This window comes from Bacillus sp. H1a, assembly GCF_000633475.1.
Lineage (GTDB): Bacteria > Bacillota > Bacilli > Bacillales > Bacillaceae_G > Bacillus_A > Bacillus_A paramycoides.
In genome coordinates this window covers 1-12,937 of the sequence record NZ_AYMH01000042.1, presented here as the reverse complement: position 1 = coordinate 12,937, position 12,937 = coordinate 1, and the positions used below count along the sequence as shown (strand labels likewise).

The window sequence follows — 12,937 nt, the reverse complement described above, 5'->3', positions numbered from 1 at the left end:
TCAGTGGATAAAAAAACGCTGTCCCGAGAACAAGAGACAGCGTTTTTATTATCAGACTATCGATTTAACAAACTACCTACATAGCGTAACAGTTCATTCGCAGATGAAGAATTATAGCCATGCTCATCAATTAAACGTGCAACAACATCATTGATTTTCTTAAGCTGATTTTCGTCCGGTGTTTTCGTTGATGTTGTAATTTTCACTATATCTTTTAAATCAGCAAATAGTTTTTTCTGAATCGCTTCACGAAGACGTTCGTGTGAATTATAATCAAAGCGTTTTCCTTTACGTGCATAAGCAGAAATACGAATTAAAATTTCTTCACGGAATGCTTTCTTAGCATTTTCTGAAATTCCAATTTGCTCTTCAATCGAACGCATAAGTTTTTCATCCGGGCTCATTTCTTCACCCGTTAACGGATCACGTAATTTTGATTTATTGCAGTACGCTTCGACGTTATCTAAGTAATTATCCATAAGTGTCTTAGCTGATTCTTCGTATGAATAAACAAACGCTTTTTGTACTTCTTTCTTAGCAATTTCATCGTATTCTTTCCTCGCTAATGAGATGAAATTCATATAACGCTCTCGATCTTCATTACTAATCGATGGATGCTGATCCAACCCATCTTTTAAAGATCTAAGTACATCTAACGCGTTAATAGATGGTACCTCTTTTCGAATAATTGTAGAAGAAATTCGGTTAATGACATATCGAGGATCAATACCCTTCATACCTTCATCTTGATATTCGCGTTGCAGCTCCTCTACATCAATCGCATTATAACCTTCTACCGTTTCTCCATCATATAAACGCATCTTTTTAATTAAATCAATATCCGGACGCTTCGGATCTTTTAAACGAGTTAAAATAGTGAACATTGCTGCAACTCGAAGTGTATGTGGTGCAATGTGGACATTGGATACATCACTTTCACGAATCATTTTTTCATAAATATGTTCCTCTTCACTCACCCGTAAATTATATGGAACTGGCATTACAATAATTCGTGAATGCAATGCTTCATTTTTCTTATTTGCTATGAAGGAACGATACTCTGTTTCGTTCGTATGCGCTACAATTAATTCATCTGCTGAAATAAGCGCAAATCTTCCTGCTTTGAAATTTCCTTCTTGTGTAAGCGATAATAAATGCCATAAAAATTTCTCATCACATTTTAACATTTCTTGGAATTCCATCATACCTCGGTTCGCCTTATTTAATTCTCCATCAAATCGATACGCACGTGGATCTGATTCTGAACCATATTCTGCAATTGTTGAAAAATCTAGACTACCTGTTAAATCGGCAATATCTTGTGATTTTGGATCAGACGGACTAAATGTACCAATCCCTGTACGGCGATCTTCAGAGAAGAAAATACGCTCTACAACTACATCCTCAATTCTCAATCCGTATTCTTGCTCTAGACGCATAACATTTAATGGTGATAAATTCCCTTCAATTCTTACTCCATACTCATCAAAGAAATCATCCCGTAAATGATGCGGAATTAAATGGAGTGGATCTTCATGCATCGGGCAGCCTTTTATTGCAAAAATCGCTCCACGATCTGTTCGTGAATATGTTTCTAATCCTCGTTTCAACATCGTAACTAGTGTTGATTTCCCTCCACTAACAGGACCCATTAATAATAAAATACGTTTTCTAACATCTAATCGTTTTGCAGATGGATGAAAATATTCTTCCACAAGGCGTTCTAAGGCATCCTCTAATCCAAATAGTTGATTACTAAAGAAGTTATATTTTCTTCTACCATCAACTTCTTCAATACCAGCATCTTTTATCATATTGTAAATGCGAGAGTGTGCTGTTTGAGCCACCCATGGTCTTTCTTTCACAAGCTCCAAATACTCCGCAAACGTACCTTCCCATTGTAAACGTTCTTCTGCTTCTCGATGCTGTTCAATTTTCTTTAGAATATCCATTATAGCTCCTCCCCCATCTCCTTGTTCAATCGGATTATTATAAAAGGTATGCTAGGATGTCCTTAAACATTCTTTAAATCAAAACGAAATATATAATAGCGCTATAAAATTCTCTCCAAAATTCAAAGAAAATTCTGTATAATAAAGGTATTAACGTTTTTAACTTGCTATTCATTTTTATTAAATTCTTTTCTTCTAAGAACCTTACATACATTTCGATTAATAAATAGAATTCGTAAACCGAAAAAGTAAGGAGGAAATTAGTATGAAGTTATTATTAATTTTAGGTGTATCAATTACATTTCTTACAGCTATTTTCACATCCGGTTACAACGATAAACCAGGTACACATAAAAAGTGATGTGCTTTTTAGCACATCACTTTTTTCTCGTTTTTTTAAATTATTTAAAATAAATATTTTCCACATCGCATATCGATAAAGGGCGATTATAATAATAACCCTGTACGAGTTTCACATTCTTCTCCTTTAAAAATTGTATTTGTTCCGCTTTCTCCACTCCTTCTGCAATTACATTTAATCCTAGAGTATGTGCTAAATGAATAATTGCAGCCGTAATATTCGTATCTCTTTCATCTTTATATATACCTTCCATAAAAGAACGATCAATTTTTAACGTATCAATTGGATATGTTTTCAAATAACTTAAAGATGAATATCCCGTTCCAAAATCATCTAAATGAATCTTTAAATTTTGTTCTTTTAACTGTAATAACACTCTTTTCGATAAATCTTTATGTATAAGGGCCCCTTCTGTAACTTCTATTGATAATAAATGAGGTGGCACATTATACTTTTTTAAAGCTCGTGTAATCATCTCTATTAATGTAATAGAACGAAAATGTCTGGCCGAAATATTAACTGCAATCGGTACAACTTCATATCCTTTATTTAACCATTCACGTATTTGCTTACAAACTTGATATACTACCCATTCATCAAGTTTAATAATAAACCCTGTTCTTTCAGCAAGTGGAATAAATTGATTTGGTGGGACGAGACCCAGCCCCTTATTCTCCCACCTTATTAGAGCTTCCATACTCGCTATCGTTTCTGTTTCAATATTGATTTGAGGTTGATAATATAGGGAAAATTCCTTTTTCTCTATAGCACGATGCAACTGGTTTTCTATTACAAACCTTTGTTCACGTTCACAATCTAATCCATTACAATAAAAATAATAATGCCCTTTTCCTTTTTCTTTTGCTTTCTCCAAAGCTGCGTCGACTCTTTGGAAAAGCATTTTTTCATCCATTCCATCTTTTGGGGCCATTACAATCCCAATTGATGCACTTAAATAAACATCCTCTTCCTCTATTACAAAATGCTCACTAATTTTCTTTAATATAGTTTGTGCAACTTCCTCTACGCATTCTTTCGTTATATTTTCTATTAACATAACAAATTGATCATCGTGTTCTCTAAATAAGTGCATACCTTCTATTTGTTGGTTTCGTAAGCATTCCGTGACTTTTTTTAATACTTGATCTCCTTCTTTATGACCAAATGTATCATTAATTAGGTGAAATTCATCCAAATCTATAAAAACAAGAGCAAACTCTTTATTATCACTTAAAAGAACATTTAATTTATTTGTACATGAAATTCTATTCATTAGCCCTGTTAACTGATCATAGTAAGCCAAATATTCTGTTTTCATTTCATTTAATACTTGCATTGTAACGTCTCTCGTAACAATATATACCCCAACAATTTCACCATTCACAATAATCGGGATAGTTCTCACAGAAATATAAAGCTCATATCCTTCTTTATGAACATATTTCTTTGCAACGACTTGTTTTGCCCTTCCCTGTAAAGCCCCCTTAAATATAGTTTGAAAAGCTTCTTCATATTCCTTATTTATAAACTGAAAAACAAATTGATTACTTAGCTCTTCATATCTATATCCAAATATTTCATACGTTGCTGGATTTGCATATATAATTCTCCCAATAGAGTCTACAGATATAATGGAATCATTATTATATTCTAGTAATGACTTAAATAACATTTGTTTTTCCTCTATTTCCACCTTTTCCTCAACCTGTACTGTAATATCCCTAGTAATACAAATAATAAACTGGCATATTCCATCCACATCGTATACTGGATTAAGTGAAGATTCATAATGGATATCACCAGTTGGTAAACTGATTACATCACAAAAAGTATGCGCTCTCGCTTCTTTCATTACTTTTACATATTGCCCTTGTAATATTCTCGCCGTACCTTCTGGCAATACTTCTGCAAAAGTTTTTCCGTAACACTCTTCGCTTAGCCTAGCGTGATCCATCCCTATTTTATTCACATATATATATTTAAAAGTTTCATCATCAATAACTTTCACAATGAATACTAAATCTTGAATAGCATGTAATAATCCTTGTCTTATTAAATCCATATCTATCATACTTAAAAAGGTATTTTGACTGTTATATTTTTCTTTCATATTTATCTCAACCCGTCTTCTCTATTTTTATTCATATATCTCATTCTATATGAATATGTACCTTTTTTAAAATGTATGATTACATATTATTTTTATTTAAATAAAAAAGTCGCCAAATGGCGACTTTTAATAAACGATTTCTAAATCTAATCCTGGATAATTTTGTTGACGGAACGCTTCATAAATTAAAATTGCTGCTGTATTAGATAAATTTAATGAACGTACTTTATCCGTCATTGGAATACGTAAACAATGATCGAAGTTTTCTTCAATTACATTAGCTGGTAATCCATTTGTTTCTCTTCCAAACACGAAATAGTAATCCTTCTCACGTTTGCTATAATCAAATGCTGTATGAGCTTTCTCGCCATACTTTGTTAAATAGAAGAATTCACCATCTTTATTTTTCTCATAAAACTCTTCGATTGAATCATAATACGTAATTTTTACGTGCTGCCAATAATCTAATCCTGCACGCTTTAACATTTTGTCATCCGTTGAAAATCCAAGCGGTCTAATCAAATGTAATTCTGTTCCAGTTGCTGCACAAGTACGTGCAATATTTCCTGTATTTGCTGGAATTTCTGGTTGATATAAAACAACATGTACTCCCACGCGATATTCACCTCTATTTTTTGTCTACTACGTATTATACCACTTGAACGAAAAATCTCTACCCATTAATAATATGAAAGAATTTATATTTCATTTGTGGTGTGTATTTACTAGAGTCTTCATAATTCCAATAACGCCGACGGCTATTCGCTGAATGTGCATTTACAAGCGGCATCCCATCTGCATCTTTCGCTACTACAATCGTCGTATGATTCCACCTACCATCATCCTCGAAATCATAAACAATTACATCACCAAGAATAAGGTCTTCTGGCTTTTCTACTGCTTCTGCTCGAAGACCAGTTGTAGCGCCTGACAAATACCAATAAAAAGAGTGTGCTACAGCCCAACTCCAACTCCATTGGTTTTCTCTTTGCCACCATCCTTTACGGATATTAGGATACCCGTTCATTGGTACTTCTCCAGTATGAAGACATTGTGAAATATAATTCGTACAATTATCAGGGAAATTACGATACGCAGGATTTCGATCATCCCACCAGCGCTCTGCATATTTTACTGATTCTAAACGATTATATTGATATGAACCGTATTTTTCTTTCGTGACTTCCCGCTCTAACGTCTCACCTATTCCACTCTCTTCTTGCACTTCAATAGCATAATCATCTATTATACGGCTATTGCTTAAACAGACTCGTCGTTTTAATTGTTCCTCTTCGATATAAAATAATTCTTTATGCTTAATTAAATATTTCAAGTGTATTTGATAATCAATTTCTTGGTGCTCACCACTATTCAATTGTCTATTGAAAGAAATATCCGCAGTTGCTTTCACTATATCTGCACTACGTTTTTGAAACAATTGTTTCTTTCTCTGTACCATTTGTAATAAATCTTCAGCAATACCATCCACATCTGTTCGTTTCTCTGTTATATATGCTAAAAACTGTTGCACTTGCTTTTCAACACTCGCTTTTACAACCATTCAGTCTCCCTCCCATATTACAATATGAAAAAGGGAGACATTATCTACTCTTTTTTCTGCGCTAACAATTCAAGCCCACGATTCATTTCATGAAGAACCTCTTCGTCCTTCTCGCGTCCCATCGCTTTTTCAATGGCTTCGCCTACTCCATCTCCACCAATTTTCCCAAGTGCCCATGCTGCTGTTCCGCGAAGTACTGGCCTTGGGTCATCTTTCATAACACCGATTAAATCAGGAATTGCTGCTGTTTCTTTAAAATGTGCAAGTGCTAAAATGGCATTTCGTTGCAATGGCTTTTTACCTCTCCATGAACCAGACATAATTCCATACTTCTCTTTAAAATCACGATTACTAATTGTTAAAAGCGGTGTTAATAACGGTTTAACTAACTCAGGATCTGGCTCCATTTCAGGATGGTTATGAAAATCCATTCCTTTATTTTTCGGACAAACAGTCTGACATGTATCACACCCATATATACGATTTCCTATTTTATCGCGATATTCTTCAGGCAGAAATCCTTTTGTCTGTGTTAAAAATGCGATACATTTCTTCGAGTCTAACTGTCCACCTTGTATTAAAGCACCTGTAGGACAAATATCAATACATTTCGTACAACTTCCACACTGATCTTCTATTGGCTGATCAGGAGGAAATGGAACATTCGTAATCATTTCTCCTAAGTATACATACGAACCAAATTCAGGCGTAATAATAGCGCAGTTCTTACCACTCCACCCAATACCTGCACGCTCTGAAACAGCTCGATCACTTAGCTCACCTGTATCAACCATTGATTTCACTTCTATATCCGGAAGTTTTTCGATTAAATATGCCTCTAACTTTTGCAAACGATCTCGTAAAACAAGATGATAATCTTGTCCCCAAGAAGCACGGCAAAAAATCCCACGTCGTTCTCCACGCTTACTTAATGGTGCATTTTTTAATTTTGAAGGATATGCCAAAGCAATCGCAATAATCGATTTCGCACCAGGTAACAATAGCTGTGGATTAGTTCTCTTCTCTATGTCCGGCTCTTCGAATCCAGACTGATAATTTAATTGTTGTTGCTGGATTAGACGCTGCTTTAATTCCTCAAATGGTGACGCACTGGCAAACCCTATTTTATCTATACCAATCGTTTTACTATACGCAATTACTTCTTGCTTTAATTGTTCAAAATCCATTCTTAATCGCCTCCTCCGATGAATCCATCCCTTATGTAACGACTATATTGGTTAGCAATTCACTTTTGGAATAATATTCTTTACTTCTATTTTCGCATACAATTATGATTTTCAAACATTAAAAAACGCAATGCCTCGTTTATCTTGGAAACGAAACACTGCGTTGATCACAATTTATTAGAAAAACATTAAATAAAATTTGGAGCGGGTGAAGAGAATCGAACTCTCGACCAGAGCTTGGAAGGCTCTTGTTTTACCACTAAACTACACCCGCAAATATGAAATAAATATAAGATATTGAAATAACTTATGTAAAGTAGTATAGCATGTAAAAAAATGCGAAGCAAGAATTTTATCGAAAAAAGTCGAAAAAGTGATGAGATACTCATCACTTTTTCAATTCTTTATCAATTGCCTTCTTCATACTATCGAAATCAGGGTTTGCAAGATTTCCATTTATATATACTGAAGGAGCACCTTGAACTTTTAATTTTTTAGCACGATCTGAATCTTTACGTACTTGTTCTTTAATTTCTTTACTGTGTAAATCTTTTTTAAATTGTTCTACATTAATTTTTGGAAGCTTATCTTGCACAATCTTAAGAAGTAATTCTTCTGTAATCCATTCTTCCGTATCTTTCTTTTGACTTTGATAAATCTCATCATAGAAAATCCAGAATGAATCTTTATCTTGTTTATAAATTGCTTCACCAGCAGCTGCACCCAAATCAGAATCTTTTCCGATAAATGGGAAGTTAATGAAATATAACTGTACTTTGCCTTTATCAATATATTCTTCTTTTAATCGTGGTAATACTGTTGCATCCCACGTACGACAAGCTGGGCATTTAAAGTCGCCAAATTCAACTACCTTAACTGGTGCATCATCTTTCCCTAAAGATTGTTGCGTAGAATAAGCAAACATCTCATTCCCTTTATCTTTTTTGTCATTTATGATGCTATACACAATCGTCCCGATTACAATCAATACTGCGATAGAAAAAACTATACCAAGAGCCATGAGTTTGTTTGATGATTTCATATACATTCCTCTTTAAATTCATATTCTGTATACATCATTGTACACAATACACATAATATCAAGACTTTCATAGGTCACGCAATGAACACGCTCACATAAATTACAAAAACACAACAATTGTGACAATATTGTGTCGCCATTTGTCACATTTTATTCAAAAAAAGAAGTTCCTCTATAGGAACTTCTTTTAACTTACTGCTTTTTCACGGGCATTTTTTAACACGGACTGCTCTGTTTTTATATCATGACGAATTACTAATTTCTCACTAACTGCTTGCACATATTCATCATGATTTATATATCCTTCTTTCTCCATTAGTCTTAAAACTACATTTCGTCTCTCTACTGCTTTATCATAATTTTGTGCAGGTGAGTAATAAGCTGGCGCTTTTACTACAGCAGCCATCATTGCACTCTCAGCCAACGTTAATTGATCCACCTTTTTACCGAAGTAAAGGTTTGCTGCTTTTTCAATTCCCCATGCGCCTTCTCCGTAGTAAATATTACTCACATATAATTTTAAAATCTCATCTTTCGTGAATGTACGTTCAATTTTTTTCGTATAAAAAATCTCTTTCCACTTACGAGAAAATGTACGTTCATTAGATAAGAAAGCATTTTTAGATAACTGCTGTGTAATCGTGCTTCCTCCTTGCACAACACCACCAGCTTTTATATTTTCAATAGACGCTCGAATAATTGCTATATAGTCTAAACCATTATGATGATAAAATCTTTTATCTTCCGTCGCAATAAATGCGTGTGTTAATGATTCTGGCACCTCTAACTTAGCGGGTACCTGCAATTTACTAATATCACTTCGCTCAATCATTACATTTCCAATGAATAATAATGTACAACTTAACAATAATAATAAAATGATGGCTTTATAAAGAAATTTAGTTATTGGATTCAATGCAACTTTTTGATGATAGTTCACTCTAGATAATACTCGTTCTTTCATCTTGAACACCTCTTTTCCACACAGCATATATAACTCTTAACTTAAGAATACCTTGTTGTAAAAGAATATCCCATCGATTTCTCTTACACCTACCTTACAACATTGTAAGGTATAAAAATGTATTGTATCACAGTCCTTTTTTATCTACTACTCATATGAAATGTTGAATATACATTATTTTCCTCATTATTTGCAGGCGTAGTGTTTCCCTTAATAACCAGTCAAAGTAAAGAGCTTAAGACAGCACTAAGTCCCTTATAAAAGCCTCCTAATATATACTTTATTCTTTTATTATATCAGCTATAAATTTTTACTTTTAAACATCTAGCAATCTAATTATATACGATATATTATCATTATACAGAACGAACGTTCTTGGAATCAAGACTATCCTTCGTATTATCCCGCTATTTGCGGGCAGTAGGACTCCCCCTAAAAGCCCGATTGGTACGGGCTAATAATCAGTGGGGGATGAACACCCTCCATTGATTAAAGTTTCACTTTATCATTTTGACCTTTTTCTGAAACAGTATACATAAAGAAAAGGTTAGCAATTTGAGATGTCCTCAAATAACTAACCTAAACTTTACATTCTTCCTATAAGATTATACGGCTGAACTTCCCATGTTTCGTATGGAATGAAATGCGTTGCTTTCATCGCATAAAGTGTCCTTGATTTCATATGAGGACGCGTTATATACTCATCGATGTTCTCTTCGTTTAAAGCAACAAATTTTGCTTCTTTTATTTCTTCAGGCTGAATTTTTATTTCACCACTAACATATGCCACTTTAAAAACAACAGCTAAAATATGCATAGAAGCGTTATAATAAACCCCTGTAACTCCGATAGGCTTCACAGTTAAGCCCGTTTCCTCCATTATCTCCCTGCAAACAGCCTGATCGAGTGCTTCTCCTTCTTCTACCTGTCCTCCAGGCATTTCCCACGTATCGGCTCGCCAGTGCACTTTCGTTAAAAGTACCTCGTTCTTCTCATTTGTCAAATAACCTGCTACAGCAACAATATGCTTTGGTGTTTTATGCTCCACATAAATACCTCCTAGAAATACGATTATTTCATATACAATCTATAACCATATTCCCTAACTACAACAAAACACCTTTAAAACTTTATCATCTTAATTAATTCAATAAAAAAGAGACCCCTTTCGTTAAACGAAAGGGTCTTCTGTCTTATATTATTCTCCTAAGTCTACGTTGTGGTAAACTTGCTGTACATCTTCTAAATCTTCTAATGCATCAATCATTTTTTCAAATTGTACTTGAGCATCTTCAGGAAGTGTTACATCACTTTGTGCAAGCATTGTTAATTCTGCAACTGTAAATTCTTCAACACCAGCATCTTTAAGTGCAGATTGTACTGAATGGAATTGATCAGGTTCAGCATAAACGATGACAGAATCTTCTTCTTCTAGAATGTCACGCGCATCTACATCTGCTTCCATTAAAATTTCAAGAACTTCATCTGATGTTTTACCTTCAAGACCGATAACAGCTGTCGCATCAAACATGTAAGCTACAGAACCGTTTACGCCCATGTTACCACTGTTTTTGCTAAATGCAGCTCGTACATCTGCTGCAGTACGGTTTACGTTATTTGTAAGTGTATCCACAATTACCATAGATCCATTTGGTCCAAACCCTTCGTAACGAAGCTCATCGTAGTTTTCTTCTGAACCACCTTTTGCTTTTTCAATTGCACGATCAATAATGGTTCTTGGTACATTGTATGTTTTCGCACGCTCTAATACAACTCTTAGCGTTTGGTTTGATTCTGGATCTGGTTCGCCTTGTTTTGCTGCCACATAAATTTCACGTCCAAATTTCGCGTATATACGGCTTGTATTTGCATCTTTTGATGCTTTCTTGTCTTTAATATTGTTCCATTTACGGCCCATACTTTCCACTCTCTTTCCCGTTTTAAATCTACATAAAAATATTAATATGAAATATAATGTTTATTCAACACTTTTTTAAAATAAATGTAAAAAGTTCATTATTGATTCATATTACTGACATAATATAAATCACTATCCTTTTGCTAATTCAACAAATTATATTATACATGAATTTCTACGTTCATTACGAATTTTAGAATCACATAGCATAATTTAACAAAAAAGACTCTAACATTTCTGTTAGAGTCTTTTTACATCGCCGATACCGATGGTCGGGGTCGAACCGACACTCCCGAAGGAACACGATTTTGAGTCGTGCGCGTCTGCCAATTCCGCCACATCGGCACAATAATAAAGGCGGCAACCGGATTCGAACCGGTGGTAAAGGTTTTGCAGACCTCTGCCTTACCACTTGGCTATGCCGCCATATGAAATTTAAATGGAGCGGAAGACGGGATTCGAACCCGCGACCCCAACCTTGGCAAGGTTGTATTCTACCACTGAACTACTTCCGCAAAAATGGCTGGGCTAGCTGGATTCGAACCAGCGCATGACGGAGTCAAAGTCCGTTGCCTTACCGCTTGGCTATAGCCCATCGAATTCTTACTTAATTATATGTAAGTATCCATTAGATTATTTGTAATGTTTAAAATAAAAATGGGGCGACTGATGGGAATCGAACCCACGAATGCCGGAGCCACAATCCGGTGCGTTAACCACTTCGCCACAACCGCCATGTTGTGTTTATATATTTGGCAGGGGCAGTAGGAATCGAACCCACACTGGAGGTTTTGGAGACCTCAGTTCTACCTTTAAACTATGCCCCTATGTAAATGGTGGAGGGGGGCAGATTCGAACTGCCGAACCCGAAGGAGCGGATTTACAGTCCGCCGCGTTTAGCCACTTCGCTACCCCTCCGAAACTTACATGGTGCCGGCTAGAGGACTTGAACCCCCAACCTACTGATTACAAGTCAGTTGCTCTACCAATTGAGCTAAGCCGGCATATTTTATTAAAATGGTGGCTCGGGACGGAATCGAACCGCCGACACGAGGATTTTCAGTCCTCTGCTCTACCGACTGAGCTACCGAGCCTTATTAAAATGGCGGTCCCGACCGGGGTCGAACCGGCGATCTCCTGCGTGACAGGCAGGCATGTTAACCACTACACCACGGGACCATTTGGTTGCGGGGACAGGATTTGAACCTGCGACCTTCGGGTTATGAGCCCGACGAGCTACCGTACTGCTCCACCCCGCGACAATATTATTCATATAATTTTATATGGTGGAGGATGACGGGATCGAACCGCCGACCCCCTGCTTGTAAGGCAGGTGCTCTCCCAGCTGAGCTAATCCTCCAAAAGTGGTGACCCGTACGGGATTCGAACCCGTGTTACCGCCGTGAAAGGGCGGTGTCTTAACCACTTGACCAACGGGCCAAATATTATAAATCCTTATGGCGGAGAGCAAGGGATTCGAACCCTTGATACGCTTGTGACGTATACACGATTTCCAATCGTGCTCCTTCGGCCAACTCGGACAGCTCTCCAATGGCTCCGCAGGTAGGAATCGAACCTACGACCGATCGGTTAACAGCCGATAGCTCTACCGCTGAGCTACTGCGGAATAATATTGCCTGGCAACGTCCTACTCTCACAGGGACAAGGTCCCAACTACCATCGGCGCTAGAGAGCTTAACTTCCGTGTTCGGTATGGGAACGGGTGTGACCTCTCTGCCATCATTACCAGACATTATTCTTTTGAGACAATCATTATTATAACTTATTCACTTTAAAAGTCAATAAGTTTTTTATGTTCTCTCAAAACTAGATAACATTGCT

At 36.0% G+C, this 12,937-nt stretch carries 9 protein-coding genes, 16 tRNA genes and 1 rRNA gene; all 26 read right to left on the bottom strand.

The genetic code is table 11. The features are described from left to right. Nucleotides 1–56: 56 nt before the first annotated feature. The 26 genes from U860_RS0118970 to rrf all read right to left on the bottom strand — a co-directional run bounded on the left by U860_RS0118970 (nucleotide 57) and on the right by rrf (nucleotide 12,846). Complete coding sequence (locus U860_RS0118970) at nucleotides 57–1,952, bottom strand: PrkA family serine protein kinase (RefSeq protein ID WP_025149731.1); 1,896 nt, start codon at nucleotides 1,950–1,952, stop codon at nucleotides 57–59. A gap of 401 nt (nucleotides 1,953–2,353) precedes the next feature. Then, the gene (locus U860_RS0118960) at nucleotides 2,354–4,423 is read right to left on the bottom strand and encodes an EAL domain-containing protein (protein ID WP_025149730.1); all 2,070 of its coding nucleotides are present in this window, start codon (nucleotides 4,421–4,423) and stop codon (nucleotides 2,354–2,356) included. Nucleotides 4,424–4,549: 126 nt separating this feature from the next. Then, a complete protein-coding gene (gene trmL, locus U860_RS0118955; protein WP_000538147.1) occupies nucleotides 4,550–5,038 on the bottom strand; it encodes a tRNA (uridine(34)/cytosine(34)/5-carboxymethylaminomethyluridine(34)-2'-O)-methyltransferase TrmL in 489 nt (162 codons plus the stop codon). Between the two features lie 58 nt (nucleotides 5,039–5,096). Beyond that, nucleotides 5,097–5,984, bottom strand: a complete 888-nt coding sequence (locus tag U860_RS0118950) for an amidase domain-containing protein (protein ID WP_025149729.1) — start codon at nucleotides 5,982–5,984, stop codon at nucleotides 5,097–5,099. 44 nt (nucleotides 5,985–6,028) lie between these two features. Beyond that, nucleotides 6,029–7,171 carry a tRNA epoxyqueuosine(34) reductase QueG gene (gene queG / locus U860_RS0118945; RefSeq protein WP_002174768.1) on the bottom strand — a complete coding sequence of 381 codons (1,143 nt, stop codon included), beginning with the start codon at nucleotides 7,169–7,171 and terminating at the stop codon, nucleotides 6,029–6,031. Between the two features lie 200 nt (nucleotides 7,172–7,371). Beyond that, nucleotides 7,372–7,445, bottom strand: a tRNA-Gly gene (locus tag U860_RS0118940). Nucleotides 7,446–7,559: 114 nt separating this feature from the next. Then, nucleotides 7,560–8,213 carry a thioredoxin domain-containing protein gene (locus U860_RS0118935; protein WP_025149728.1) on the bottom strand — a complete coding sequence of 218 codons (654 nt, stop codon included), beginning with the start codon at nucleotides 8,211–8,213 and terminating at the stop codon, nucleotides 7,560–7,562. 187 nt (nucleotides 8,214–8,400) lie between these two features. Then, nucleotides 8,401–9,177 (bottom strand): transglycosylase domain-containing protein, encoded by a 777-nt coding sequence (locus U860_RS0118930; RefSeq protein WP_025149727.1) that lies wholly within the window; start codon nucleotides 9,175–9,177, stop codon nucleotides 8,401–8,403. 586 nt (nucleotides 9,178–9,763) lie between these two features. Beyond that, entirely contained in the window at nucleotides 9,764–10,225 is a 462-nt protein-coding gene (locus tag U860_RS0118925; protein ID WP_025149726.1) for an NUDIX hydrolase, read from the bottom strand. Between the two features lie 150 nt (nucleotides 10,226–10,375). Then, on the bottom strand, nucleotides 10,376–11,095 hold the full coding sequence (locus U860_RS0118920) for a YebC/PmpR family DNA-binding transcriptional regulator (RefSeq protein WP_002174764.1): 720 nt from the start codon (nucleotides 11,093–11,095) through the stop codon (nucleotides 10,376–10,378). Nucleotides 11,096–11,358: 263 nt separating this feature from the next. Beyond that, nucleotides 11,359–11,440, bottom strand: a tRNA-Leu gene (locus U860_RS0118915). A gap of 10 nt (nucleotides 11,441–11,450) precedes the next feature. After that, a tRNA-Cys gene (locus tag U860_RS0118910) sits at nucleotides 11,451–11,521 on the bottom strand. Between the two features lie 14 nt (nucleotides 11,522–11,535). Then, a tRNA-Gly gene (locus tag U860_RS0118905) sits at nucleotides 11,536–11,610 on the bottom strand. A 5-nt stretch (nucleotides 11,611–11,615) separates the two neighbouring features. Then, nucleotides 11,616–11,690: transfer RNA gene (locus U860_RS0118900), tRNA-Gln, on the bottom strand. A 63-nt stretch (nucleotides 11,691–11,753) separates the two neighbouring features. Continuing rightward, nucleotides 11,754–11,829: transfer RNA gene (locus U860_RS0118895), tRNA-His, on the bottom strand. 19 nt (nucleotides 11,830–11,848) lie between these two features. Further along, nucleotides 11,849–11,922, bottom strand: a tRNA-Trp gene (locus U860_RS0118890). 7 nt (nucleotides 11,923–11,929) lie between these two features. Continuing rightward, nucleotides 11,930–12,013: transfer RNA gene (locus tag U860_RS0118885), tRNA-Tyr, on the bottom strand. A 10-nt stretch (nucleotides 12,014–12,023) separates the two neighbouring features. Next, nucleotides 12,024–12,099 (bottom strand) — tRNA-Thr (locus tag U860_RS0118880). 14 nt (nucleotides 12,100–12,113) lie between these two features. After that, nucleotides 12,114–12,189 (bottom strand) — tRNA-Phe (locus tag U860_RS0118875). 9 nt (nucleotides 12,190–12,198) lie between these two features. Further along, a tRNA-Asp gene (locus U860_RS0118870) sits at nucleotides 12,199–12,274 on the bottom strand. 3 nt (nucleotides 12,275–12,277) lie between these two features. Next, nucleotides 12,278–12,354, bottom strand: a tRNA-Met gene (locus U860_RS0118865). 25 nt (nucleotides 12,355–12,379) lie between these two features. Then, nucleotides 12,380–12,455 (bottom strand) — tRNA-Val (locus tag U860_RS0118860). Nucleotides 12,456–12,460: 5 nt separating this feature from the next. Further along, a tRNA-Glu gene (locus tag U860_RS0118855) sits at nucleotides 12,461–12,535 on the bottom strand. An 18-nt stretch (nucleotides 12,536–12,553) separates the two neighbouring features. Beyond that, nucleotides 12,554–12,645 (bottom strand) — tRNA-Ser (locus U860_RS0118850). A 2-nt stretch (nucleotides 12,646–12,647) separates the two neighbouring features. Next, a tRNA-Asn gene (locus U860_RS0118845) sits at nucleotides 12,648–12,722 on the bottom strand. A gap of 8 nt (nucleotides 12,723–12,730) precedes the next feature. Beyond that, nucleotides 12,731–12,846, bottom strand: a 5S ribosomal RNA gene (gene rrf / locus U860_RS0118840). Nucleotides 12,847–12,937 lie beyond the last annotated feature (91 nt).